At 67.5% G+C, this 23,794-nt stretch carries 23 protein-coding genes; 13 read left to right on the top strand and 10 right to left on the bottom strand.

Features of this window, described 5'->3' with window-relative positions; all coding sequences use genetic code 11:
* Positions 1–58 precede the first annotated feature (58 nt).
* The 4 genes from WG921_RS12395 to WG921_RS12380 are packed head-to-tail and all read left to right on the top strand — an operon-like array spanning position 59 to position 4,039.
* Complete coding sequence (locus tag WG921_RS12395; protein ID WP_340109550.1) at positions 59–604, top strand: GNAT family N-acetyltransferase; 546 nt, start codon at positions 59–61, stop codon at positions 602–604.
* Positions 601–1,638, top strand: a complete 1,038-nt coding sequence (gene obgE / locus WG921_RS12390; RefSeq protein WP_340109549.1) for a GTPase ObgE — start codon at positions 601–603, stop codon at positions 1,636–1,638. The genes WG921_RS12395 and obgE overlap by 4 nt, the downstream gene beginning before the upstream one ends.
* A complete protein-coding gene (gene proB / locus WG921_RS12385; protein WP_340109548.1) occupies positions 1,626–2,756 on the top strand; it encodes a glutamate 5-kinase in 1,131 nt (376 codons plus the stop codon). The genes obgE and proB overlap by 13 nt, the downstream gene beginning before the upstream one ends.
* 14 nt (positions 2,757–2,770) lie before the next feature.
* Positions 2,771–4,039, top strand: a complete 1,269-nt coding sequence (locus WG921_RS12380) for a glutamate-5-semialdehyde dehydrogenase (protein ID WP_340109547.1) — start codon at positions 2,771–2,773, stop codon at positions 4,037–4,039.
* A gap of 87 nt (positions 4,040–4,126) precedes the next feature.
* On the opposite strand, the gene WG921_RS12375 is transcribed toward WG921_RS12380, so the two are convergent.
* Positions 4,127–4,702, bottom strand: a complete 576-nt coding sequence (locus tag WG921_RS12375) for a DUF882 domain-containing protein (RefSeq protein ID WP_340109546.1) — start codon at positions 4,700–4,702, stop codon at positions 4,127–4,129.
* 325 nt (positions 4,703–5,027) lie between these two features.
* Between WG921_RS12375 and WG921_RS12370 the strand changes: the two genes are divergently transcribed.
* From WG921_RS12370 to WG921_RS12360, 3 genes are all read left to right on the top strand, one after another.
* On the top strand, positions 5,028–6,632 hold the full coding sequence (locus WG921_RS12370) for a L,D-transpeptidase family protein (protein WP_340109545.1): 1,605 nt from the start codon (positions 5,028–5,030) through the stop codon (positions 6,630–6,632).
* Between the two features lie 99 nt (positions 6,633–6,731).
* On the top strand, positions 6,732–6,995 hold the full coding sequence (locus WG921_RS12365) for an acyl carrier protein (protein WP_340109544.1): 264 nt from the start codon (positions 6,732–6,734) through the stop codon (positions 6,993–6,995).
* Between the two features lie 2 nt (positions 6,996–6,997).
* Positions 6,998–8,209, top strand: coding sequence for a beta-ketoacyl-[acyl-carrier-protein] synthase family protein (locus WG921_RS12360; protein ID WP_340109543.1), 1,212 nt, complete (start codon positions 6,998–7,000; stop codon positions 8,207–8,209).
* Positions 8,210–8,262: 53 nt separating this feature from the next.
* Here the strand turns inward: WG921_RS12360 and WG921_RS12355 are convergent, their stop codons facing one another.
* The gene (locus WG921_RS12355) at positions 8,263–8,784 is read right to left on the bottom strand and encodes an invasion associated locus B family protein (protein ID WP_340109542.1); all 522 of its coding nucleotides are present in this window, start codon (positions 8,782–8,784) and stop codon (positions 8,263–8,265) included.
* 495 nt (positions 8,785–9,279) lie between these two features.
* Here WG921_RS12355 and WG921_RS12350 point away from each other — a divergent pair, with 495 nt between their 5' ends.
* Positions 9,280–10,878 carry a helicase HerA-like domain-containing protein gene (locus tag WG921_RS12350; RefSeq protein WP_413788590.1) on the top strand — a complete coding sequence of 533 codons (1,599 nt, stop codon included), beginning with the start codon at positions 9,280–9,282 and terminating at the stop codon, positions 10,876–10,878.
* Between the two features lie 9 nt (positions 10,879–10,887).
* On the opposite strand, the gene WG921_RS12345 is transcribed toward WG921_RS12350, so the two are convergent.
* From WG921_RS12345 to fabI, 6 genes are all read right to left on the bottom strand, one after another.
* Positions 10,888–11,451 (bottom strand): peroxiredoxin, encoded by a 564-nt coding sequence (locus WG921_RS12345; protein ID WP_340109540.1) that lies wholly within the window; start codon positions 11,449–11,451, stop codon positions 10,888–10,890.
* A 222-nt stretch (positions 11,452–11,673) separates the two neighbouring features.
* Positions 11,674–13,293 (bottom strand): BCCT family transporter, encoded by a 1,620-nt coding sequence (locus WG921_RS12340; RefSeq protein WP_340109539.1) that lies wholly within the window; start codon positions 13,291–13,293, stop codon positions 11,674–11,676.
* A 77-nt stretch (positions 13,294–13,370) separates the two neighbouring features.
* Positions 13,371–14,717, bottom strand: coding sequence for a TrkH family potassium uptake protein (locus WG921_RS12335; RefSeq protein ID WP_340109538.1), 1,347 nt, complete (start codon positions 14,715–14,717; stop codon positions 13,371–13,373).
* A gap of 7 nt (positions 14,718–14,724) precedes the next feature.
* Positions 14,725–15,387 (bottom strand): potassium channel family protein, encoded by a 663-nt coding sequence (locus tag WG921_RS12330; protein WP_340109537.1) that lies wholly within the window; start codon positions 15,385–15,387, stop codon positions 14,725–14,727.
* A 27-nt stretch (positions 15,388–15,414) separates the two neighbouring features.
* Positions 15,415–15,921 (bottom strand): xanthine phosphoribosyltransferase, encoded by a 507-nt coding sequence (gene gpt / locus WG921_RS12325; protein WP_340109639.1) that lies wholly within the window; start codon positions 15,919–15,921, stop codon positions 15,415–15,417.
* Positions 15,922–15,934: 13 nt separating this feature from the next.
* Positions 15,935–16,759, bottom strand: coding sequence for an enoyl-ACP reductase FabI (gene fabI / locus WG921_RS12320; RefSeq protein WP_340109536.1), 825 nt, complete (start codon positions 16,757–16,759; stop codon positions 15,935–15,937).
* Between the two features lie 148 nt (positions 16,760–16,907).
* Between fabI and pdxH the strand changes: the two genes are divergently transcribed.
* Complete coding sequence (gene pdxH, locus WG921_RS12315) at positions 16,908–17,543, top strand: pyridoxamine 5'-phosphate oxidase (protein ID WP_340109535.1); 636 nt, start codon at positions 16,908–16,910, stop codon at positions 17,541–17,543.
* Between the two features lie 42 nt (positions 17,544–17,585).
* A complete protein-coding gene (locus WG921_RS12310) occupies positions 17,586–19,040 on the top strand; it encodes a protein adenylyltransferase SelO (protein WP_340109534.1) in 1,455 nt (484 codons plus the stop codon).
* A gap of 19 nt (positions 19,041–19,059) precedes the next feature.
* Here the strand turns inward: WG921_RS12310 and WG921_RS12305 are convergent, their stop codons facing one another.
* Complete coding sequence (locus WG921_RS12305) at positions 19,060–19,503, bottom strand: carboxymuconolactone decarboxylase family protein (protein WP_340109533.1); 444 nt, start codon at positions 19,501–19,503, stop codon at positions 19,060–19,062.
* 167 nt (positions 19,504–19,670) lie between these two features.
* Here WG921_RS12305 and WG921_RS12300 point away from each other — a divergent pair, with 167 nt between their 5' ends.
* The 3 genes from WG921_RS12300 to WG921_RS12290 all read left to right on the top strand — a co-directional run bounded on the left by WG921_RS12300 (position 19,671) and on the right by WG921_RS12290 (position 22,440).
* Positions 19,671–20,405, top strand: coding sequence for an SDR family NAD(P)-dependent oxidoreductase (locus WG921_RS12300; RefSeq protein ID WP_340109532.1), 735 nt, complete (start codon positions 19,671–19,673; stop codon positions 20,403–20,405).
* Between the two features lie 21 nt (positions 20,406–20,426).
* Positions 20,427–21,680: a DUF2254 domain-containing protein gene (locus WG921_RS12295; protein ID WP_340109531.1), complete on the top strand. Its 1,254-nt coding sequence runs from the start codon at positions 20,427–20,429 to the stop codon at positions 21,678–21,680.
* A 154-nt stretch (positions 21,681–21,834) separates the two neighbouring features.
* Positions 21,835–22,440, top strand: coding sequence for a cytochrome P460 family protein (locus tag WG921_RS12290; protein WP_340109530.1), 606 nt, complete (start codon positions 21,835–21,837; stop codon positions 22,438–22,440).
* Positions 22,441–22,477: 37 nt separating this feature from the next.
* Here WG921_RS12290 and WG921_RS12285 read toward each other — a convergent pair whose 3' ends face one another.
* Positions 22,478–23,776 carry an HlyC/CorC family transporter gene (locus WG921_RS12285; protein WP_340109529.1) on the bottom strand — a complete coding sequence of 433 codons (1,299 nt, stop codon included), beginning with the start codon at positions 23,774–23,776 and terminating at the stop codon, positions 22,478–22,480.
* Between the last annotated feature and the right edge of the window lie 18 nt (positions 23,777–23,794).

The following is a 23,794-nucleotide window of genomic DNA, read 5'->3' as shown; positions in this document are numbered from 1 at the left end:
AGAATTCGAAAGAGGGCCGGCGCGCCGCCGGCCCTTTTTCCGTTTCGGGAGACGATGGATGAGCCTGCCCGAGAGTATCGCGACCGAGCGCCTGACGCTCCGGCCGCCGCGCGCGGCGGACGCCGGCCCGATGGCGCTTTACGCCGGGGACCGGCGCGTCGCGGAGATGCTGGAGCACGTGCCGCATCCCTATCCTCCGGGGGCGGCGGAGGCGTTCATCGAACGAATCCTCGCCAATCGATTCGCGGGGCGCCTCTGGGTCATGGACGCGAGCGGGATCGACGGGCCGGAATTCATCGGCGTCATCAGCCTGCGCCCGGCGGAGACGGCGGGCGTCTTTCAGCTCGGGTATTGGGTCGGGCCGCCTTTCTGGAGCACCGGGTACGCGTCCGAAGCCGCGGGCGCCGTCGTGGCGGCGGCGCGCGCGGCGGGCGTGAGGCGGCTGGAGGCGCGCGTCGTGGAGGAGAATGAGGCCTCGGCGCGCGTGTTGCGGAACGCGGGGTTCGAGGAGACGGGGGCCGCGCCCTTCTTTTCCGTCGCGCGGGGCGGAATGGCGCGCCATCGTCTGTTCGCCATGGAATTCGGCCCGGAGGCGACGACATGAAATTTCTGGATCTCGCGAAAGTCTATATTCGCGCCGGCGCCGGAGGCGATGGCTCCGTCAGCTTCCGGCGTGAAGCGGCTGTCGAGTTCGGCGGCCCCGACGGCGGCGACGGCGGCCGGGGCGGCGATGTGATCATCGAGGCGGTCGACGGGCTCAACACCCTGATCGATTATCGCTATCAGCAGCATTTCCGCGCCGGCGCCGGCCGGCCGGGCGCCGGCCGCCAGCGCACCGGCAAGGACGGCGCCGACGTGGTCATGAAGGCGCCCATCGGCGTCGAGATCCTCGAGGAGGACGGCGAGACGCTGATCGCAGACCTCACGGAGCTCGGTCAGCGGGTGGTTCTCGCCCGGGGGGGCAACGGCGGTTTCGGCAACCTGCATTTCAAGTCCTCGACCAATCAGGCCCCGCGCCGCGCCAATCCGGGCCAGCCGGCGATCGAGCGCACGATCTGGCTTCGCCTCAAGCTGATTGCGGACGCGGGGCTGGTGGGGGCGCCGAACGCCGGAAAGTCCACCTTCCTCGCCGCGACCTCGAACGCGCGGCCGAAGATCGCCGATTACCCGTTCACCACGCTGCATCCGCAGCTTGGCGTCATCGGCGTCGATGGCCGGGAGTTCGTGCTGGCGGACATTCCGGGCCTGATCGAGGGCGCGCATGAAGGGCGCGGCATCGGCCACCGGTTTCTCGGCCATGTCGAACGCTGCGCGATCCTCCTGCATCTGATCGACGGGACATCCGCCGACGTGGTGACGGATTACGAAATGATCCGCGCCGAACTGGACGCCTATGGCGCGGGCCTTGCGGACAAGCCGCGAATCGTCGCGCTGAACAAGATCGACGCGCTCTCCGCCGAAGAAGCGGCCGAAAAGCGCGCCGCGCTGGAGGCGGCCGGCGTGGGGACCGTGCGGCTTCTCTCCGCGGTCTCGGGCGAGGGGGTGGAAGGCGCGCTCCGGGCGCTTCGGATCGAGATCGAGCGGCGCCGCAATGCCGAGGGCGCGGCCGGAGGGGAGGATGGCGCGTGGAGGCCCTGAGCGCCGCGCCGCGCCTCGCGGCGGCGCGGCGGGTGGTGGTGAAGATCGGCTCCGCGCTTCTGGTCGACGCCGAAACGGGCGCGCTCCGGTCCGCCTGGCTCAAGGGGCTGGCCGCGGATGCGGCGGCGCTCCGGGCGCGGGGGGCGGAGGTTCTTCTGGTCTCGTCCGGCTCGATCGCTCTCGGCCGGCGCGCGCTCGCTCTTGGCCCCGGCCCGCTGGCGCTGGAGCAGGCGCAGGCGGCGGCCGCGGTGGGGCAGATCCGGCTCGCCCGCGCATATGAAGAGGCGCTGGAGCCCCATGACCTGAAGGCGGGGCAGGTGCTGATGACGCTGGACGACACCCGCGACAGGCGGCGCTATCTAAATGGGCGGGCGACGCTGAAGACCCTGCTCGGGTTTGGCGTCATTCCGATCGTGAACGAGAACGACACCGTGGCGACCGACGAGATCCGTTATGGCGACAACGACCGTCTGGCGGCGCAGATCGCGTCGATGGCGGGGGCCGACGCGCTGGTGCTGCTCTCCGACGTGGATGGGCTCTACGACGCCGATCCGCGCGTGGATCCGGCGGCGCGGCTGATTCCCCTGGTGACGGAGCTCACGCCCGAGATCGAGGCGATGGCCGGCGGCGCCGGCACCGCCGGGGCCAAGGGCGGCATGCGCACGAAGCTGATCGCCGCCAGGGCCGCGATGAAGGCGGGCTGCGCCATGGCGATCACCCGCGGAGACCGGGACCGGCCGCTTCGCGCGCTGGAATCCGGCGCGGCGGCGACCTGGTTCGCCCCGACGGCCAGCCCGCGGGCGGCGCGCAAGCAATGGATCGCGGCGATGCCGCCGGAAGGCCGGCTGGTGATCGACGCCGGCGCGGCGGCGGCGCTCAGGCGCGGCAAGTCGTTGCTGCCGGCCGGGGTCCGGGCGGTGGAGGGCGATTTCGGCCGGGGCGATCCGGTGCTGATCGCGGACGAGGCGGGCGCGGGCCTCGGCGTCGCGCTCGCGGGCTATTCGGCCGCCGAGGCGCAGGCGATCATCGGGCTCCATTCCGCCCGCATCGCGGTCACGCTCGGCCATCCGGGCCGCGCGGCGATGGCGCATCGCGACGACATGGTGATCTGGAGTTGACGGGAGGCGAAGCGATGGGCGACCCGGTTCAGGACGCATCGGCGATGATGGCGAAGATCGGCGCGCGCGCGCGCGCCGCCGCCGCGGCTTTGGCGACGGCGCCCGCCGCCGCGCGGAGGCGCGCGCTCGAGATCGCGGCGGACACGATCGACGCGCGCGCCGGCGAGATCGAGGCGGCCAACGCCCGCGATATGGAGTTCGGGGCGTCAAAAGGGCTTTCCGCGGCGATGCTCGACCGGCTCCTGCTGACGCCGGACCGGATCGCCGGCATGGCGGGCGGGCTTCGCGCCGTCGCAGCGCAGCCCGATCCGGTCGGCGAGGTGATCGCGGACTGGACGCGGCCGAACGGGCTACGGATCCGGCGCGTCCGGACCCCGCTCGGCGTCATCGGCGTGATCTACGAGAGCCGGCCGAACGTGACCGCGGACGCCGGGGGGCTTTGCCTCAAGTCCGGCAACGCGGCGATTCTGCGGGGCGGCTCGGAAAGCTTCCATTCCGCGACCGCGATCCATGGCTGCCTGATCGAGGGGCTGCGGCGCGCCGGGCTGCCGGAGGACGCGGTGCAGATCGCGCCGACGCGGGATCGCGCCTTCGTCACCGCGATGCTCGGCGCCGCCGAATGGATCGACGTGATCGTGCCGCGGGGCGGCAAGGGGCTTGTCGCTCTTGTGCAGGCGGAGGCGCGCGTGCCGGTTTTCGCGCATCTCGAAGGGATCTGCCATGTCTATGTCGATCGCGCGGCCGACGCGGAGATGGCGCGCCGCGTGGTGCTCAACGCCAAGACCCGGCGGCCCGGGATCTGCGGCGCGGCCGAATGCCTGCTGATCGACAGGGAGATCCTCCCGACGCTGGGCGCCGCGCTGATCGCGGATCTGGTCGCGGCCGGCGTCGAGGTGCGGGGAGGCGAGGCGCTCCGGGCGCTGCCCGGCGTCGTTCCGGCCGCGCCCGATGATTTCGGCCGCGAGTTCCTCGACATGATCATCGCCGCGGAGGTGGTGGACGGCGTCGACGGCGCGATCGCGCATATCCGCCGCTACGGCTCGGAGCATACGGATTGCATCATCACCGCGGACGATGAGGCGGCGGCGCGGTTCTTCTCGCATCTCGACAGCGCGATCCTGATGCGGAACGCGTCGACGCAGTTCGCCGACGGCGGCGAGTTTGGCATGGGAGCGGAGATCGGCATCGCGACCGGCAGGATGCACGCGCGCGGCCCGGTCGGCGCGGCGGAGCTGACCAGCTTCAAATATCTGGTCGAGGGCGCGGGGGCCGTGCGGCCCTGAGCGTCGCTCGCCCGGCGCGGATCCGGAACGAAAAAGCCCGGCATGCGCCGGGCCATTCGGATCTTTCTCGTCAGAGCGGACTGAGAGTCAGGCGCGTCCCCATGCGCGGACAGGGCCGCTGTCGATATGGGTGAACGTCCGGTAACCGCCGACGCCGCCGCCGCCGATCTTCTTCGCCGCCCGGCTGATCTGGGTGGGCGAGCGGCTCTTCATCTGGAGGTCGATCGCCATGCCCTTGAGATGATAGCTGTTGCGCGCGACGCCGCGATTCCGCCGCCGGAGAAGCGCGTTGGTCACCGGGCTCCGGTATCCGGAGACGACGCTGATCGGCTCCTGCGTCTCCAGCAGGCGGTAGGTCGCCGCCAGAATGTCGAGCGCCCGAAAATCATAGTCGATCATCAGATTTTCGCGCCAGTCCCTCAGGATGAAGTCGATCTCCGCCTTGGCTTCGGGAATGTATTCGCCCTCGACCCAGTAGACGGTGTTGACCTTGTCGTCGGTGCGCGGGTTCGTCAGATGCACGCGGCGAATGTCTCCGGCGCCGGTGAGCGTCGCCGGGGCGGCGAAGGCTTTTGGCGCCGTGACCAGGGCCGCCGCGCCGGCGAGCAGCCCGAATGCGTTGCGACGCGTGAGATGCGCCCTGTTCTCTGTGATGTTTGTCACTCTGTCCTCGGTCCGTTCTGAACGATCCAGCTTAAGTCGCCGAATTCATTGCCTCTTAAAGTGAATGTCTTCTGAACGGGAAACCCGGGCAAGTTGTAGTTTCGCTGCACGGGCTCGCCCGGAATCCGCTCGAATCCGGGGTTTGGGCGGGTGTCACTGCGTCTTTTTTCACACTTTGTGAGCGTAACTTTCAGTGGCGCACGGGATAATCGTGAATGATCGCTCCGCCCGGGCTAATCTGAGGGCAGCGAATCTTAATTGTATCTGTGGGGCAACAGTGTCCGATATTCGACACAGTATGCGCGTTATTGTCGCAGGGGCGGCGTTGAGCCTTTTTTCCGCTGGCGCGGCTCTCGCGATGGGCGCGGCCGGGAGCGGCGCGACCGAGGGCGCGGCGCGGGGCGTCGCGCTTCAGGCGGCGCTCGCGGAGCGGGGCGTGGCCGGGGATGCGGCGCGCGCTCACTATGCGGCGTCGGCGTACCGGGATCTCTGGATCGGGCCTGACGGCGATGACGCGTTGGCGCGCGAGCTGCTTATCGCGTTGGCCGATGCGGAAACGCAGGGCCTGCCGGCGGCCGGCTATCCGGTGGACCGGCTTCGCGCCGCGCTGCGGGCGGCGGAAAATGGCGATCCGGCGCGTGTCGCTCAGGCCGAGTTGGCCTTGACCCGCGCCTTTCTTACATACGCGCGCGACCTTTCGACGGGCGTGCTGGAGCCGCGGTCGGTCGACCGCGATCTGCATTTGCGCCGGCCCGCCATCGACGAGGGGCGGCTCCTGAGCCGGGTCGCGTCGACGAGGACGCTGGCGCCGGTGCTCGCCTCGCTGACGCCGGCGGCGCCGACTTATTCGCGCCTCGTGGCGCATCTGGCGGAGTTGCGCGCCACCCCGCGAGACGCATGGGGCCCGCCGGCGCCGGAGGGCCGCGCGCTTCGACCGGGCGACGTGGACGCGCGGGTCGCCGCCGTCAGGGCGCGGCTGACCGCGCTTGGGGATCATGCGCCGGGAGGGATCGGCCTCGCAAATATCTACGATTCGGCTCTGGAGGCGAGCGTGCGCGCGTTTCAACGCCGCCACGGGCTGAATGAGGACGGCGTGATCGGCATGCGGACGATCCGGGAGATGAACGCGAGCGTCGATGACCGGATCGGTCAGGTTCTGGTGAACCTGGAGCGGCTGCGGTGGACCAATCGCGCCCCCGAGCGGCGCTATGTCGATGTGAATCAGGCCGACTTCACCGTGCGGCTGATCGAAGACGGCGTCATCCTCTTCGAGGAGCGCGTCATCGTCGGCTCGCGGCGGAACAGGACGCCGGAATTCTCCGACGAGATGGACCATCTCGTGTTCAATCCGACATGGCATGTTCCGCGCAGCATCGCCGCCAAGGAGATCCTGCCGCGGCTGCAGGAGGACCCGGGTTATCTGAGCCGGCAGAACATGAGGCTGGTCTCCCGCACCGGAGACCCGGCGCCTGACCCGGCCTTCACCGACTGGTCGCTCTACTCCGCGAGCGACTTTCCCTTCGCCGTCAAGCAGAATCCCGGCGGCGGGAATTCTCTTGGGCGGGTGAAGTTCATGTTCCCAAACAACTTCTCGATCTATCTGCACGATACGCCGTCGAAGCGGCTTTTCGCCAAGGACGCGCGCGCCTTCAGCCATGGATGCGTTCGGGTCCAGGACCCGATGCGGCTCGCGGAAGCGCTTCTGGCGCCGCAGAGCGACGATCCGGGCGCGCTGATCGCGCGGGTGCTCGCCAGCGGCCGGGAGACGACGATCCGGCTCGAGACTCCGGTGCCGATCCATCTCGAGTATCGGACGGCGTGGGTCGACGAGACCGGCCGGCCCGAGTACCGCGCCGACGTCTATGGCCGCGATGCGCGCATTCTCGCCGCGTTGAGGGCCAAGGGCGTCGGGGTTGGCGCGGAAAGCTGAGGTCCTCGCCTTTTTGGGACCGCGGCGAACGCAGCTCACCCTTCCCGTCGCGGGAGCGAGCCTGTACAGAGCGGAAAGATCAATGCTGAGAGGTGGACGATGACCGACGATGTCGCGCGGAAAATCATCGCCATCATTGCTGAACAGGCGATGCTTGGAAGCGACGAGGTTGGCCTCGACGCGTCTCCTGAGAGTCTTGGGCTCGACAGCCTCGCGCTGGTGGAGATCGTCTTCGCCATCGAGGAGGCGTTCGATATCTCCGTTCCGTTCAACGCGAATGAGCCGGGCGCGTCGGAATTCGACATATCCTCAGTCGCGAACATCGTCGCGGCCGTGAAAAACCTGCTCGCGGCGAAAGGCTGAAGATGCCTCGTCGGGTTGCCGTCACCGGCATAGGCGTCGTGTCCGCGCTCGGGCTCGATCGGGAGTCGCATCTTGCGGGGCTTCGCGAGGGGCGGGACGGCGTCTCGACGCTGGAGATCACCGATGTGGAGCGGCTTTCCGTCCGGATCGGCGCGCAGGCGCGCGATTTCGACGGCGCCGCCCTGTTCGATCGCCAGCAATTGAGCTTCTTCGACCGCACGACGCAGATGGCGCTGACGGCCGCCGCCGAGGCCGTCGCGGATGCGGCGCTTGAGCTGACGGAGGAGGAATCCCTGAAGACCGGCGTGGTGATGGGCACCGCGCTCAACGGGATGGAGACGATCGACGGAAATTACCGCGCCGTGTTTCAGGATGGAAAGAACCGGGTCCATCCGTTCATCGTGCCGCGATTGATGACCAGCGCGGGCGCCAGCCAGATCTCCATGTCCTATGGTTTGCGAGGGCCGAGCTGGACGGTCTCCACCGCCTGTTCATCCTCCAATCACGCCATCGGCCAGGCGTTCCAGATGGTCCGCTCCGGCGTCTCGGACGTGATGGTGACCGGCGGCGCGGAGGCGCCGCTCTTTTTCGGCGTGATCAAGGCGTGGGAGGGGCTGCGCGTGATGTCGCGCGACGCGTGCCGGCCGTTTTCGTTGAATCGGTCGGGAATGGTTCAGGGCGAAGGCGCCGCCGTGCTCGTGCTGGAGGAGATGGGCCGGGCCAGAGCGCGCGGCGCGCGGATCTGGGGCGAGATCGTCGGATTCGGCATGTCGGCCGACGCGTCGGATATCGTCATGCCGAGCCTGGACGGCGCGGCGCGGGCGATGCGCGCCGCGCTCGACGACGCGGCGATGGCGCCGGACGAGGTCGCCTATGTCAACGCGCATGGCACCGCGACCGCGGCGAACGATCGGACGGAATGCGCCGCGATCAGCGAGGTGTTCGGCGCGGCGGCGGAGCGGGTTTCGATTTCCTCCACCAAGTCGATGCATGGGCATTGCATCGGCGCGGCGGGCGCGCTTGAGGCGGCGGCGGTGCTGATGGCGCTGACGGAGGGCGTCATCCCGCCGACGATCAACTATGACGAGCCGGATCCGGATTGCGCGCTCGACGTCACTCCGATGACCGCGCGCGAGCGTCCGGTGGGCGCCGCGCTGTCCAACTCTTTCGCATTCGGCGGCCTGAACGCCGTATTGGCGTTCAGGAAGATCTGAGCGCCCGCCTCGGCGGGGTCAGGGGCCGCTCGGCGCCGCGATCCGGCGAGGGCTCAGAGCGAGTCGAAGCTCTTGGTGAACCCGGAGAGCGAGATCGGAACATCCGCCTTTTCGCCATTCACGGCCATGATCGACAGCACCGCCTTGACCCCGTTCTTCATCTGATTGACGAAGTCCGTCGGGACCGGCTCGCTGGCGATGCAGGCGCGCGCGTCGCAAACCTGGAAGGCGGCGCGGCCGATCTCGCGGCCGTCGATCTTCATCTCGATCCCCGCCGGCAGCAGGACGCCGACCGGCGCGTCGATCTGGATGACGGCGGCGATCGGCGCCCCGTTCGGCCCCTTCGCGCCATCGGTCTTGCGGAGGGCGACGCGAAGCACCGGCTTGCCGTCTTCGCGGTTTCCGACCTGCGTCATGATGCAGGCGTCGGGCTTGGCGGTGCTGCAGCGAACCTCCCACGCCCCGTTTGTCGCTTTCAGCGTCGTTGCGCCTTGCGCCTGGTCCTGCGCGCCGGCGATTTGCGGCATGAAACCAAGGGCGGCGGCGAAGAGGGCGGCGGTCGTTTTACGAAGCACTTTTGGCGTTCCCTTGTCAGCTTTTGCGCCGGAGGCGCGCGAATTTCCGTCACCGATTGATGAGCGTCACAGCGTTCGAAATCAAGGCGGTGAAAGCTCGCTGCGGCGTTACAGGCAAATTAGCAAAGAAAAGGCGCTCTTACGAGCGCCCTTCCCACGAGACTCTCCGCCTCTTCTCTCTCCCTGTCGAACTGGCCGTGGCAAGTTCTGAACGGACGCTATTCGGAACCCATGTCGGCGTCAACGAAAAACGACGCCCCCGCGACGGCGCTCAAACTGGCGCATTTATGGCGATGAGTGACGGAAAACGAGCCTCGGCCGATTGAAAAAAAAGGGCCGCGCCGAAGCGCGGCCGAGTCCGACAGGGAGGAGTGCGGGCGCCCCTCTCCGGAATATCCGAAAAAGAACCGCTCGCCTGTTCAAGATAGCCCGCTTCGGTTAACCAGAGATGTGCAAACCGGCACAATACGCGGAGCGGGCGATGCGATGACTGAAATGGACCGGGTGTTCATCGGCGGCGGCGGTTACGCCGAGCCGCAGACGCTCCTGCTGAAATATGCGAATCGGCATGGCCTGATCTCGGGCGCGACCGGGACGGGCAAGACGGTCACCTTGCAAATCCTGGCGGAAAGCTTCTCGGCCGCCGGCGTTCCGGTGTTTCTCTCCGATGTGAAAGGCGATCTCACAGGGCTTTGCGAGGCGGGCTCGCACGAGCATAAATTGCACGGCGCCTTCGTCTCCCGCGCGGAGAAAATCGGTTTTGACGATTACGGCTATGACGCGTTTCCGGCGGTGTTCTGGGATCTTTTCGGCGAAGCGGGGCATCCGATCCGCACCACGATCACCGAAATGGGTCCGCTTCTGCTGTCTCGGCTCCTCCAGCTCAGCGAGGCGCAGGAGGGCGTGTTGAACATCGTCTTCCGGGTCGCGGATGAGGATGGGCTGCTGCTGATCGATCTGAAGGATCTTCAGGCGCTGCTGGTTCATGTCGGCCAGAGGGCGAAGGAGTTGTCGCTGCGCTACGGCAATATCGCGCCAGCGACGGTCGGGGCGATCCAGCGGCGGCTGCTGGTGCTCGAAGGGGAGGGCGGAGACGCCTTCTTCGGCGAGCCGGCGCTGAATCTGTCCGACATGATCGCGACGGCGCCAGACGGGCGCGGGCGGGTGAATATCCTTGCGGCCAACCGGCTGATGAACGCGCCCCGTCTCTACGCGACCTTCCTCTTGTGGTTGCTTTCCGAACTCTTCGAGACATTGCCCGAGGTCGGCGACCCGGACAAACCGGTGTTCGTCTTCTTTTTCGACGAGGCGCATCTCCTTTTCGATGGCGCGCCGAAGGCCATGGTCGACAAGGTGGAGCAAGTGGCGCGGCTGATCCGGTCGAAGGGAGTAGGGGTCTATTTCATCACCCAGAATCCGGCGGATGTGCCGGACGACATTCTGGGCCAGCTCGGCAATCGGGTGCAGCATGCGCTTCGCGCCTACACGCCGCGGGACCGGAAGGCGCTGCGGGCGGCGGCGGAGACGTTCCGGCCGAACCCCGATTTCGATACGGAAGAGGCGATCACGGGGCTTGGCGTCGGCGAGGCGCTGGTCTCGACGCTGATGACGAAAGGCGCGCCGTCCGTGGTCCAGAGAACGCTTGTTCGGCCGCCGTCTTCGCGGCTCGGCCCGGCGACGCCCGCCGGTCTGGAGAAATCCATCGCGGCGTCTCCGGTCGCCGGGGTTTACGATGTCGCGGTCGACCGCGAAAGCGCGTACGAGATGTTGAAAGCGGCGGCGGAGGCGGCGGCGCGGGAGGCGGAGGCCGCGCCCGAGCCGGAACGCGCGCCCGCCGATGACGGCGCCCGGGGCGGGCGGAGCCGCGGGCGCGCCTATCGGGGCGACGACGCGGCCCCGCGTTGGCGCGAGACCGACGAGCACCGCCACGCCCGCCGGTATCAGCCGGCGACGAAAGCGAAGACGTCCCGATCCTCCCGCCGCTCGGACAGCGTGAGCGAGGCGGTGATAAAACAGGTGGCGCGAACCGCCAGCTCGCAGATCACCAGAAGTCTGGTTCGGGGGCTGCTCGGCGGGTTGTTTCGCGGTCGGTGAGCCGGGCGGCTAGAGCGCGCGCGCCTTCAACCAGGCGATCACGGTGCGGGCGTCGCGGTCGGGCGGGAACACCGGGTAGTTCACCGCCAGGATCGCGCCGTCGCGCGCGATCATGGTCAGGCGTTTCGTCAGGCGATTCCCCTCGACGGTCATCGTCGGCAGCCTGAGCGCGTCCGAAAAGCGGTGGTCGCTGTCGGACAGAAGCGGAAACGGCAGATGGAGGCGCTCGACCGCCTCCGTCTTGTAAGCGGTCGATTGGGTCGAGAGGCCGAAAACATGATCGACGCCAAGCTTCGTCAGGTCCTCGAAATGATCCCTGAAGGCGCAGCTCTGCGGCGTGCACCCGCGCGCGCCGGGGATCATGTCCCAGTTTTCGGGGAGCGCGACGTCCGGCCGGCCGGTCATCGGGTAGGCGTAGATCACGGTCAGGCCGGGCAGCGCGGCGAGGTTCACGCGCGCTCCATCGGTCGCATCCAGCGGCGCGGCTGGGAGCCTTGCGCCGGTCAGATGATCGGCGCCGCCGTCATCCTCGGGCTTCGGCAGCTTGCTCCAGTCGACGCTTTCAAGAGCCATCGGATCTTTCCTCATGCGCGGGCCGCCAACCGGGCGGCGCTCACGGTCGAGAGGATATCGACGAGTCCGGGCGGAGGATAGATGGGTCGCGCGTCCGTAGGCGGGATCGTCAGGGGGCTGGCGGCCGCGGCCCTGTCCGTCGAAAAGGCGAAGCGCGCGCCGGGCCTCCGGCGCGCGCTCCGATGCGAATCTGGCGACGCGCCCGGCGCCGGGCCGCTCCGCCTAGCGCGGCTCGCTCGCCAATCCCTTGACGATCGCGACGCACATCAGCAGGAGCACGACGGTGAACGGCAGCCCGGTCGAGATGACCATGGATTGCAACGAGGCGAGCCCGCCGACCGACAGCAGCAGGACGATCGCCACCGCGCCTTCGAACACGCACCAGAACACCCGTTGCGGGACGGGAGCGTCCACCTTGCCGCCGGCGGTGATCGTGTCGATCACGAGGCTGCCGGAATCGGACGAGGTGATGAAGAACACCATGACGAGGACGATCCCGATCAGCGAGGTGATGGAGGAGAGCGGCAGTTGTTCCAGCATCAGGAAGAGCTTCAGCTCCAGCGGCGCGTCCTGCACGGCGGTGAAGCCGTCCTGCACCACCTGCTGGATCGCGGCGCCGCCGAAGACCGACATCCAGAGTATGCAGACCATCGACGGGATCAGAAGCACGCAGATCAGGAATTCTCGCACGGTCCGGCCGCGGCTGACGCGGGCGATGAACATGCCGACGAACGGCGACCAGGAGATCCACCAGGCCCAGTAAAACGCCGTCCACCCTTGCGAGAAGTTCGTATCCTCCCGCCCCAGCGGGTTTGCGAGGCCCGGCAGATACTCCACATACGCGCCGAGAGAGGAGACGAACCCGGTCAGGATCGCCAGCGTCGGCCCGACCAGGAGCACGAAGAGGAGAAGAACGAAGGCGAGGCCCATATTGATTTCGGAAAGCACCTTCACCCCGCCGTCGAGCCCGCGAAGGACGGAGATGGTCGCGACCGCGGTGATGCCGGAGATCAGCAACACCTCCGCCGTCGGCCCGACGGGGACGCCGAAGAGGTGGTTCAACCCGGCGTTCGCCTGCGTCGCGCCGAACCCGAGCGATGTGGCGAGGCCGAACAGCGTGGCGAAAACCGCCAGAGTGTCGATGACATGCCCGGTCCAGCCCCAGACCCGGTCGCCGAAGATCGGATGGAACGCGGAGCGGATCGTGAGCGGCAGCCCCTTGTTATATGTGAAAAGCGCGAGCGCGAGCGCGACCACCGCGTAGATCGCCCATGGGTGCAGGCCCCAATGGAACACGGTCGCGGCCATGCCGAGCCGGATCGCCTCCGCCTGATCGCCGGCCGCGGCCCCGAGGGGCGCCCAGTCGGAGCGCGCGCCATCCTCCATGGTGACGCCGCCAAAGGCGGTGGAGAAATGGGTCAGCGGCTCCGAGACGCCATAGAACATCAGCCCGATGCCCATGCCGGCGGCGAACAGCATCGCGAACCAGCCGATATAGGAATAATCGGGAACCGCGTCCTTGCCGCCGAGCCTGACCGACCCGTAAGGCAGCACGATCAACGCGAGGCAGAAGATGACGAAAATGTCGGCGGCGCCGAAAAAGAACCAGTCGAACTGCTGCGTCACGGCCGAGAACAGCCAGGAGAAGAGCGCGCCGGACTGTTCCGGAAGAGCCAGAGTATAGAATACGAAGGCGATAATTGATAAACCGGAAATCATGAAAACAGGGTTGTGAATATCGAATCCGAACGGTCCAACATGACCGTCCATATTGTCTTGCCCTATTTCATAATCTGTCTCGATGATCGCGCCGCCACCGACGCTCGGGTCGTTGATGCTCATTCGCTCACCCCTCGATTTTTAATGGCTACAGGGGAACATTTCCATTGAATGACGTCAACCCGACGGTCCCTGCGCATTCAGCCGAGATAGACCTCTCCCGCCGGATACCGTACGCGCGGTTGGCTCTGCGTCGCGAGAAAAAAGCCGAGCGTCAGCGGCCCGACCCGGCCGACAAACATGATCAGCATGATCACCGCCCGGCCGAATCCATCGAGATCGCCCGTCGCGCCGCGTGACAGGCCGACGGTGCCGAAAGCGCTGACCACTTCGAAGGCGATGTCGAGAAACGCGCCCTGATGCGACAGCGTGAGAAGGAAAACGCCGAGGAAAATGATGATGAGGCTGAGCGAGACCAGAGCCGTCACCTTCAGGATCTGAGGAAGCGCGATGGAGCGGCCAAAGGCGCTCAACTCGGTCCGCCGCCGGAAAAAGGCGACCGTGGCGAGCAGCATCACCATGATCGTCGTGACCTTGATCCCGCCTGCGGTGGAGGTCGGCCCGCCGCCGATCACCATTAGCGAGATGACCATCATCGTCGTCGACGGCTTCAGCCCGCCGATATCCGTCGTGTTGAAGCCGGCGGTGCGGGTCGTGACCGCCTGGAACCAGCTGACGGCGAGCTTGGCGAACGGGTCGCCGAGCGGCCCCAGCGTCCGGGGGTTCGACCATTCGAGAGCGGCGAAAATGACGACGGAGGAGACGATGAGCGCCGCCGTGCCCGCGAGCATCAGCTTCGAGTGCATCGAGAGCGCCCTCCAGCGCCGCCGCCGCCATATGTCGGCGATGACGACATAGCCGATCCCGCCGGTGATGATGAGAAGCGGAATGACGCTGTTCACGATGGGGTCGAGCGCATAGGGGACGAGCCCCTGCGGGAAGGTGGAGAACCCGGCGTTGTTGAAGGCCGAGATGGAATGGAACGCCGCATGCCAGAACCCCGGCCAGAGCCCGTATTCAGGCGCGAAAACAGGGAGCAGCGCCGCGGCGCCGCCAGCCTCGCAGATGAGAACGACCTTCAGGATGGTTCGGGTCAGGCTCATCAGATCGGCCAGCGAGGTCTGATTGAGATCGTCCCGGAGAAAGGCGCGGGCGCCGAGCCCGACCGGCAGGCCGAGCGCCGCGAGAACGAACACGGCGAAAACCATCAGGCCGAGCCCGCCAAGCTGGATCAGAAGCGCGATCACGCCGAGGCCGAACGGCGTGAACGTGGTCCCGATATCGACCACGGCGAGGCCGGTGACGGTGACCGCGGAGGCGGAGGTGAAGACAGCGTCGGGCCAACTCACCGCGTCCACGACGCTTGGCGGGGCCTTGAGAAGGAGCGCGCCGGCGAGCACGACGAGAAGATAGAGCCCGGCGAGGATCGCGGGCGGCGGCGTGCGCGAGGCCCGCCGTCGCAGCTTTTCGCGAAGGGAGCGGGCCATGGCGCGTTCAGATCGTGTCGCCGAAGCGGCGGAGCTCCGGCGGCTTGCCCAGGATGAGGAGCTTGTCGTCCTTCTCCAGCGCGGCGGCCTCGTCGGCGCAGTCGTGGAAGGTCCCGCCGCGCATCAGGCCGAGCGCCCGCAGGCCGAATTTTTCAGATAGCTTCAGCGCGCCGATCGTTTCGCCGGCCAGGCTTTCCGGCGCGTCGATGATGACGACATGGAACCCGTTGCCGAGGCTGAGATAGTCGCGCATCGCCGGGTTGTGCAGCATTTGCGCGATGTGCTGGCCCATCTCGTTCTCGGACTCGATCACCCGGTCGACGCCCACGCGCGTCAGAATGCGGTGATGGGTGCGCCCGGCCGCCTTGGCCCAGATTTTCTCCAGCCCGAGCAATCGGAGATTCATCGCGATCAGGATGCTCGCCTCGATATTGTCGCCGATGGCGACGATGGCGACGTCGTGCTGGTCGATCCCCGCTTCGCGCAGCGCCTCTTCCTCCCTCGCGTCGAGAATCAGGGTTTGCGACAGGGCGTCGCTCATCAGCGCGGCGCGCTTGTCGTCGATATCGATGCCGGTCACGTAGTTTTCGAGCCGCGCGAGCGCGTTCGCGACGCTCGAGCCGAACGCTCCGAGGCCTATGACGACGAAAGAGCGTCTCTTGTCCGCCATCGGCGGCTCCCTCGCTGGATTCAGGCGTCAGGCGTGGCGATACGGCTCCACATATTGAAGCGCCATGTCCCAGGGGAAGAAGATCCAGGTGTCCTGGCTGACTTCGGTGATGAAGCTGTCGACCATCGGCTTGCCTTTCGGCTTGGCGTAGACGGTTGCGAAATGCGCCTTCGGATACAGCCTGCGGACGGTCTCCAGCGTCCGGCCGCTGTCGACGAGATCGTCGATGATCAGAATGCCGGCGCCGCCGTCGCTCATCAGGTCCGCGTCCGGCGCCTTCAGTATTTCGGTGCCGGTCCGCGCCTGATTGTCATAGGATTTCACGCTGATGGTGTCGACGACGCGGACATTGAGTTCGCGCGCGATGATGCAGGCGGGGACCATGCCGCCGCGGGTGATGGCGACCACGGCCTTCCATGCGCCGCCGGCGAGCGGCCCGTTCTGCTCCAGCCGCCACGCGAGCGCGCGGCTGTCGCGGTGCATCTGGTCCCATGAGACATGGAACCCTTTTTCATGCGGCAGCCGCTCCCGAATCATGCGCTCGTCCTTATTTTCGCCCGACGACGGCGTCGATGTCCGGAGCGCCCTCCGCCTTCATTCCGACGACGTGATAGCCGCAATCGACGTGATGGCATTCACCGGTGACGCCGGAGGAAAGGTCCGAAAGCAGATAGAGGCCGGACTTTCCGACGTCGTCCTGGGTGACGTTGCGCCGAAGCGGAGAATTCAGTTCGTTCCATTTCAGGATGTAGCGGAAATCGCCGATGCCGGAGGCTGCGAGCGTCTTCATCGGGCCGGCCGAGAGCGCGTTGACGCGGATGTTCTTCGGCCCGAGATCCATCGCCATGTAGCGCACCGACGTCTCCAGCGCCGCCTTGGCGACGCCCATGACGTTGTAATGCGGCATGACCTTCTCGGCGCCGTAATAGGTCAGCGTCAGCAGCGAGCCGCCATCGGTCATCAGCTTTTCCGCGCGCTGCGCGACGGCGGTGAAGCTGTAGCAGGAGATGTTCATCGACATCGCGAAATTCGCGGCGGACGTGTCCAGATAGCGGCCGGTCAGCTCGGTCTTGTCGGAATAGGCGATCGCGTGGAGGAGAAAATCGAGCTTGCCCCATCTCGCTTCGATCTCGGCGAAAGCCGCGTCGATCGAGGCGGGGTCGGAGACGTCGCAGGGGAGCACGATGTCGGAGCCGACCGAAGCCGCCAACGGCCGGACGCGCTTCTCCAAAGCCTCTCCCTGAAAGGTGAAGGCGAGTTCGGCGCCCTCCGCCGCGCAAGCGTCCGAAATCGCCCATGCGATGGACATCTTGTTCGCAACGCCCATGATGAGCCCACGTTTCCCGGCCAAAAGGCCCGTTCGTTCCCTCATTGACCGTTCTCCGCTGGGGCCTGTCTCAGCCTCCCGATTACGGGTTTTGAGGCGCATGGGCAAGGCGCAAGGAACGCGGTGGACGCTTGCGCGCGGCGCGGATGCCGTTTAGCTGCGAATGGAGCGGGAGCCGGGCGGGAGCGCGAATATGGCCGAGGATGCCGAAAAGACGAAGCGGGATATCTTCAAGGGCGAGGACCCCTACGCATTGGCCCGCGCCTGGCTGGAGGACGCCGGCGGGAGCGAGATCAACGACCCGAGCGGGGCCGCGCTCTCGACGGTGGACGCCGACGGCCTGCCGAATGTCCGCATGGTTCTCCTGAAGGAGATCGAGGCCAGCCAGACCAGCGGCGGCTTCGTCTTCTATACGAATCTCGAGAGCGCGAAGGGCCGCGAGCTGGCGGCGAATCCGCGGGCCGCGATGGTGCTGCATTGGAAATCGCTCCGCCGCCAGGTGCGCGTGCGCGGGCCGGTCCAGCCGGTCTCCGCCGCGCAGGCGGACGCCTATTACGCCACCCGCGCGTATCAAAGCCGGATCGGGGCCTGGGCCTCCAGACAGTCTCGCCCGCTCCGAAGCCGCGCCGCGCTGATGGCGGAGGTGGCGAAATTCGCCGCGCGGTATCCGATGAAGCCGCCGCGGCCTCCGCACTGGAGCGGATTCCGGATCCGGCCGGTGGAGATGGAGTTCTGGGCCGATGGCGATTTCCGCCTGCATGACCGGTTCCGCTGGACCCGCCCCGGACCGGACGCGGCGGAGTGGAAGGTCGAGCGGCTCAACCCGTGATTTCGCCGGGCCGCCCCCCTATATCCGGGAAGGAGGCGATGCATGGATGAGCTGACGACCCCGACGATCCCTTTCGACAATTCCTACGCGCGGCTGCCGGATCGGTTCTTCGCGCGGCTGGCGCCGACGCCGGTGCGGGCGCCGCGGCTGATCCAGCTCAACGACGCGCTGGCGGCGGAGTTGGGGCTCGATGCGGCGCGGCTGGCGGCGCCTGGCGGCGTCGCGGTGCTCGCCGGGAACCGGACCCCCCTCGGGGCGGAGCCGCTGGCGCAGGTTTACGCCGGGCATCAGTTCGGCGGCTGGGTCCCGCAGCTTGGCGACGGCCGCGCGATCCTGCTTGGCGAGGTTCTCGGCCGCGACGGCGCGCGCCGCGACATCCAGCTGAAGGGAGCGGGCCCGACGCCCTATTCGCGGATGGGCGACGGGCGGGCGCCGCTCGGGCCGGTCCTGCGCGAATACATCATCTCCGAAGCGATGGCGGCGCTCGGCGTTCCGACGACGCGGGCGCTCGCCGTCGTCGCGACGGGCGAGCCGGTGCTGCGCGAGGAGGGGCCGCTTCCGGGCGGCGTCCTCACGCGCGTCGCCGCGAGCCATATCCGCGTCGGCACGTTCGAGTTCTTCGGCTATCAGAAGGATGAGGACGCGCTCCGGCGGCTGACCGATCACGCGCTGGCGCGCCACTACCCCGGGGCTTCGGGCGCGAATCCGGCGGCCGCGCTTCTGGAGCGGGTGATCGGCGCGCAGGCGCGCCTGATCGCGCGCTGGATGAGCCTCGGCTTCATTCACGGCGTGATGAACACCGACAACATGACCATCTCGGGCGAGACCATCGACTACGGCCCGTGCGCCTTTCTCGACGGCTACGATTCGAAGAAGAAATTCAGCTCCATCGACCAGGGGGGCCGCTACGCGTTCGGCATGCAGCCGGGAATCGGTCATTGGAATCTCGCGCGCCTCGCGATCGCGCTGGTTCCCATCCTCGCGGAGACGGAGGGGGAGGCGGTGAGGATCGCGCAGGACCTGCTCGGCGCCTACCCGGCGAGGTTCGAGGGAGAGTGGCTGGCGTTGATGGCCGCGAAGCTTGGCCTCCCGGCGCCGGATCGGGCGCTGACGGACCGGTTTCTCGCGCTTCTCGAAGCGGAGCGGACGGATTTCACCCTCGCCTTTCGTCATCTCGCCGACGCGGCGGACGGAGACGACGCGCCGCTCAGCGGGCTGTTCGCGGACCCTGCGCCGCTTGAGGACTGGCTGGCCGATTGGCGCGGGCGGGTCGGGGGCGGGGCCGCGGCGGCGATGCGGGCGGTCAACCCGCTCTACATCCCGCGCAATCACCTGGTGGAGGCGGCGATTTCGGCGGGATACCAAGGAGATTTCACGCCGTTCAAGACCCTGAACGCGGTGCTTTCCGCCCCGTTCGCGGCGCAGCCGGGGCGAGAGCCTTACGCCGCGCCGCCGCGCCAGGGCGAGGCCGTGGCGCGGACGTTCTGCGGAACCTGACGCGCGGTCCGGCCTTCGCTCACGAGACGGGGTGGGGCCTTCGCGCGCTCACCATGAGCCTGTTCCAGACGTTGATCCCGGAGATCGCGAAGGTGAGCTGGGCGATTTCGGCGTCTGAAAACACCGCGCGCACGGCGTCATGGTCCGCGTCGGGGATTCCGGTCTGAGCGACGAGAGTGACGCTTTCCGTCCACATGAGCGCGGCGCGATCTCTCTCGTCGAAGAAGGAGGAGTCCCGCCACGCCGCGACGAGATGGAGCATTTGCGGGTCGAGCCCGTCCGCCAGCGATTCTTTCACATGCATGTCGAGACAGAACGCGCAGCCGTTGATCTGCGAGGCCCGGATCTTCACGAGATGCAGCAGCCGCGCGTCGATGCCGGATTTTCTGACGGCCCGGTCGAGCGAGACGACCGCCTGATAGAGGTCGGGCGCGAGTTCGGCCAGATCCATCCTGCTTTTCATGGCGTTCTCCTGTGTCATCCGCATTTCTGGTTACTCCCGAAGGCTCCGCTGGAACAAGCGACGAAAGCCGCCTTGCGGGCCGGCTTCGCTGGACGCTGCGCTCCTCAACGCATAGAATGAGGGGCCGGTGGAAGCCCCGCCCCGCCGCCCAGTTTCCGGAGCTTCACATGTCTGAGCGCAAGACCCTTCTTCTGACCGGCGCCTCGCGCGGGATCGGCCACGCCACGGTGAAGCGGTTCTCCTCCGCCGGCTGGCGGGTCATCACCTGCTCACGCCATCCGTTTCCGGAGGATTGCCCCTGGGAGGCGGGGGAGGACGACCATATCCAGGTCGATCTCTCGGACCCGAAGTCGACCATCGACGCGGTGGAGGACATCCGCAGCCGCCTGACCGGCGGGCGGCTGGAGGCGTTGGTGAACAACGCCGGTATCAGCCCGAAAGGGAAGGACGGCGCCCGGCTCGACACCTTCGACACCGACCTGTCGACCTGGGGGCAGGTCTTTCACGTGAATTTTTTCGCCCCCGTCGTGCTGGCGCGGGGCCTGAAGGCGGAGCTGGCGGCGGCGAAGGGCGCGGTGGTCAACGTCACCTCGATCGCGGGCGCGCGCGTGCACCCGTTCGCCGGCGCCGCATACGCCACGTCAAAGGCCGCGCTCGCGGCGCTGACGCGCGAGATGGCGCATGATTTCGGCCCGCTCGGCGTGCGCGTCAACGCCATCGCGCCCGGTGAGATCGAGACCGAGATCCTCTCTCCCGGCACCGAGAAGATCGTCAAGACGCTGCCGCTTCGCCGCCTCGGCAAGCCGGAGGAGGTGGCGCGGACGATCTATTATCTTTGCACGCCCGAAAGCTCTTACGTCTCCGGCGTCGAGATCGAGATCAATGGCGGGCAGCATGTCTGAGCGGCGCCGGGCGCGGCGCGGGTGACGCGATATGCGATTTTCCTTCAAGGCCGGCTGACACGCATCCTCAGGTTGGGCGGGTTCATCGCGGCGCCGGGCGCGATCTCGCTCTGCGGGCTCGCGACGGCGGCGGCGACGATCCTGTTCGACGGGGCGGCGCCCGATTTGGCGCGCGCGTACGGCGTCTCGCCCGAGATCGCGCGCGAGATGCTCTCCACCCTCGCCGGCGCGGCGATGACGGCGCTCGGGCTGGTCTATTCGATCACGCTCGTGGTTTTCACGCTGGCCGCGGGCTCCATCGCGCCGCGGCTTCTGGAGCGGTTCTCGAAGGATCGGGTCAGCCATTTCGCGATCGGCGCGCTCGGCGCGCTTTTCCTCCATGCGTTGACGACGCTGGTGTTTTCATCGGGCGGGCCGGTGCTGGCGCCGGTGGCCGTGGCGGGCCTGATGGCGCTTTCGTCGATCCTTCTGCTCATTCTTTTCGTCGACCGGATCGCGAAGCGCGTCACCATAGATGAAGAGATCGCGGCCATCGCGAAGGATCTCGATCAGCGGATCGCCGATATGGCCGCGATGTCGAGCGCGGTCGACCGGAGCGATCTGGTCCTGCCGGAGGGCGACGAGGTGGAGCTGCGAGCGGAGACCTCGGGCTATGTCGACGCCATCGCGTCCGCGGCGCTGGCCGAGCGCGCCGCGGCGCGGGGCGACGTCGTCGATCTGGCGGTCGGCCCCGGAGACCATGTGCTGAAAGGCGACCGCATCGGCCGCGTCATCGGGCCGGATGCGGAGGCTCTGGCGGCGGAGGCGCTGGCCTCGGTGACGTTCGGCGGCCGCCGGACGCAGGAGGGGGATCTGCGCTTCTCGGTCTCGCTTCTTCTCGAGATCGCGCTCCGCGCGCTCTCCCCCGGGGTCAATGACAGTTTCACCGCGATCACATGCATGGACCGGCTGGCCGCGTCTTTCGCCGAGGCCGGGGCGCGCGGCTTGAACCCCGGCGTCACCTGCGACCGGGCCGGCGCGGCGCGGGTGATCACGCCGGGAACCGGGCTGGACGATCTGATCCGCTTCGCGTTCGCGCCGATCCGTCAGGCCAGCCGGAACAATCTGCTTGTCTCCGGCGCCGCTCTCTCCGCGCTGCGCCGGCTCGCGCCCAGGCTCGCGGGCGCGGCGCGGGATGCGGCCGAGCGCGAGATCGCGCTCATCCTTCGGGAAGTGAAGGCGAGCGGCGCGCTCGAAGAGGATATCGAGGCGCTGGCGGCGCCAGCCGGGCGCTGACGCCGCGCTCCCGTCACGCCGGGGCCCGGCGTTCACGCAGAGTTCAAATGAATTGCGTGGCGTGCGGACCGGCCGTGCGGCAATCATCGTCTTCACGAGCATTGCGGCAGCGGCGTGCGCCCTGTCGCAAGCGACCACAAGCAGGAGGACGAAAATGCCCCGATTGAAGGCGGCTGCATTTCTGATTGCCGGCGTTGGCCTCGCGGCTGGCGCCACTAGCGCGACAGCGGCGGAATGCGTCGCGCCGGCTGGACCTTACGACCTGACCCACGAGCAGGCGCTCGATGTCTATAATTGCCTGAAGGACGATCTCTACGCCGGCTATCAGAAGGGCGACAAGCGCTGGGTCCCGGAGGAATTCGTGCGCGACTACCGCACCTGGCGCGCGGCGTCGATCGCGCCGGCCAATCCGGGGTTCCATTCCTCGCGGTTCCTTTTCACCTATGTGAACGACATCGGCTTCGACGCCTATACGAAATACGAAGAGGATCCGGAGATTCCGGCCGGAACCGTCATCGCCAAGGAAAGCTTTTCAATCGGCGACGACGGCGCGACGCGGCGCGGGCCGCTCTTTCTGATGGAGAAGGTCGCCGCCGGCGTCTCGCCGGAGACGAACGACTGGTATTACATGATGGTTTCGCAGAACGGCGCGCCGCAGGCCGTCGACGTCGAAACCGCGTGCAGCGCCTGTCATATGGAGAATTACGGGCATCAGGGCGAACTCGGCTACCCGATCGAGGATGTGCGCCTGACCAACTGAGGCCCGGGCCTCGCCTGCCGGTGGAAGCGCTTGGCCATCAGCCGCCTTGATGGTCGAGCGGTTTCACCCGCATCCGGGTGATCCGGTGGCGCTCGCGCGCCAGAACCTCGAAGCGGAACCCGTGGAAGGAGAAGATCTGCCCGACCTCGGGGATGACCTGCGCCTCATGGATCACCAATCCGGCTATGGTCGTCGCCTCGTCGTCCGGCAGGTTCCAGTCGCCGAAGCGGTTCAGGTCGCGGATGGTCATCTCGCCGTCGACCTCGAGCGAGCCGTCGCTGCGCGTCGCCAGCGCGGTGGCCTCCGGGTCGTGTTCGTCGGCGATGTCGCCGACGATCTCCTCCAGAATATCCTCAAGCGTGATCAGGCCCTGAAGGTCGCCGTATTCGTCGACGACCAGCGCGAAATGGCTGCGGCGGCGCAGGAATTCGCGCATCTGCTCGTCGAGCGAGGTGGTGTCGGGCACGAACCAGGGCTCCATCGCCACGGCCATCACGTCGAAATCCTCCAGCGCCATCCGGCCCGGCTCCGCCGCCCGGCTCAGCCGGTCCACCTCCCGCAGGAGATCCTTGGCGTGGATCACGCCGACGATGTTCTCCGGGTTCTCCCGCCAGACCGGGATCCGCGTGTGCGGAGAGTTGAGGAAGAAGGCGACGATCTCCCGAGGCTCGCAGTCGGCGTCGATGGTTTCGATATTGCGCCGGTGGCGCATGACCTCCGAGACTTCGCGCGCGCCCAGGTCCAGCGTGGCGAGCAGGCGGTCGCGGGCGACCTTCTCCACCCCGCCTTCCGAGTGATAAAGGTCGATCGCGCCGCGGATCTGTTCGTGCGCGCCGAGGATGCGCGCGTCCGGGTCGGCCCTGACGCCGAACACGAGCAGCGCGCCCCGCGCGAGCAGGCGGATGATGTCGACCACCGGCGCGAAGAGCCGCACCAGAATCGAAATCGGCCGCGCGACGCGAAGCGCGGCGGTCTCCGGGTTGGTGATGGCGTAGGTCTTCGGCGTGACCTCCGCGAAGACGAGGACGAGAAACGTCATCAGGAGCGTCGCCCAGATGACGCCGGCTTCGCCCAGCAGCCGGGTGAAAAGATGCGTCGCCAGCGCCGCCGCGAGAATGTTGACGAGATTGTTCCCGAGCAGCACCGCGCCGATCAGGCGCTCGCTGTTCTCGGTCAGTTTCAGCGCCGTCTCCGCGCCGCGTTCGCCCTTCGAGGCGAGCCGGTTGAGCGAGGCGCGGCTGACCGCGGTCAATGCGGTCTCCGAACCGGAAAAGAAGGCCGACATGAGAAGAAGGCCGAGAATCGCGGCCGTCGTCCACCAGATCGCGGGGTCCATCGTGAATGCTCCTAGGCG

The sequence above is a fragment of the Paludibacillus litoralis genome (genome assembly GCF_037646705.1).
GTDB lineage: Bacteria > Pseudomonadota > Alphaproteobacteria > Rhodobacterales > Rhodobacteraceae > Pikeienuella > Pikeienuella litoralis.
This window is presented reverse-complemented; position numbering and strand designations above follow the sequence as displayed.

Excerpts from the sequence above, each read along its gene's own strand:
- WG921_RS12310 (WP_340109534.1), top strand. The coding sequence starts at position 17,586 with ATGGATGAGCTGACGACCCCGACGATCCCTTTCGACAATTCCTACGCG.
- WG921_RS12290 (WP_340109530.1), top strand. The coding sequence starts at position 21,835 with ATGCCCCGATTGAAGGCGGCTGCATTTCTGATTGCCGGCGTTGGCCTC.
- WG921_RS12300 (WP_340109532.1), top strand. The coding sequence starts at position 19,671 with ATGTCTGAGCGCAAGACCCTTCTTCTGACCGGCGCCTCGCGCGGGATC.
- WG921_RS12335 (WP_340109538.1), bottom strand. The coding sequence starts at position 14,717 with ATGGCCCGCTCCCTTCGCGAAAAGCTGCGACGGCGGGCCTCGCGCACG.
- WG921_RS12365 (WP_340109544.1), top strand. The coding sequence starts at position 6,732 with ATGACCGACGATGTCGCGCGGAAAATCATCGCCATCATTGCTGAACAG.
- WG921_RS12305 (WP_340109533.1), bottom strand. The coding sequence starts at position 19,503 with ATGAAAAGCAGGATGGATCTGGCCGAACTCGCGCCCGACCTCTATCAG.
- WG921_RS12330 (WP_340109537.1), bottom strand. The coding sequence starts at position 15,387 with ATGGCGGACAAGAGACGCTCTTTCGTCGTCATAGGCCTCGGAGCGTTC.
- WG921_RS12340 (WP_340109539.1), bottom strand. The coding sequence starts at position 13,293 with ATGAGCATCAACGACCCGAGCGTCGGTGGCGGCGCGATCATCGAGACA.
- WG921_RS12285 (WP_340109529.1), bottom strand. The coding sequence starts at position 23,776 with ATGGACCCCGCGATCTGGTGGACGACGGCCGCGATTCTCGGCCTTCTT.
- WG921_RS12360 (WP_340109543.1), top strand. The coding sequence starts at position 6,998 with ATGCCTCGTCGGGTTGCCGTCACCGGCATAGGCGTCGTGTCCGCGCTC.
- WG921_RS12380 (WP_340109547.1), top strand. The coding sequence starts at position 2,771 with ATGGGCGACCCGGTTCAGGACGCATCGGCGATGATGGCGAAGATCGGC.
- WG921_RS12345 (WP_340109540.1), bottom strand. The coding sequence starts at position 11,451 with ATGGCTCTTGAAAGCGTCGACTGGAGCAAGCTGCCGAAGCCCGAGGAT.
- WG921_RS12350 (WP_413788590.1), top strand. The coding sequence starts at position 9,280 with ATGGACCGGGTGTTCATCGGCGGCGGCGGTTACGCCGAGCCGCAGACG.
- pdxH (WP_340109535.1), top strand. The coding sequence starts at position 16,908 with ATGGCCGAGGATGCCGAAAAGACGAAGCGGGATATCTTCAAGGGCGAG.
- WG921_RS12395 (WP_340109550.1), top strand. The coding sequence starts at position 59 with ATGAGCCTGCCCGAGAGTATCGCGACCGAGCGCCTGACGCTCCGGCCG.
- obgE (WP_340109549.1), top strand. The coding sequence starts at position 601 with ATGAAATTTCTGGATCTCGCGAAAGTCTATATTCGCGCCGGCGCCGGA.
- fabI (WP_340109536.1), bottom strand. The coding sequence starts at position 16,759 with ATGAGGGAACGAACGGGCCTTTTGGCCGGGAAACGTGGGCTCATCATG.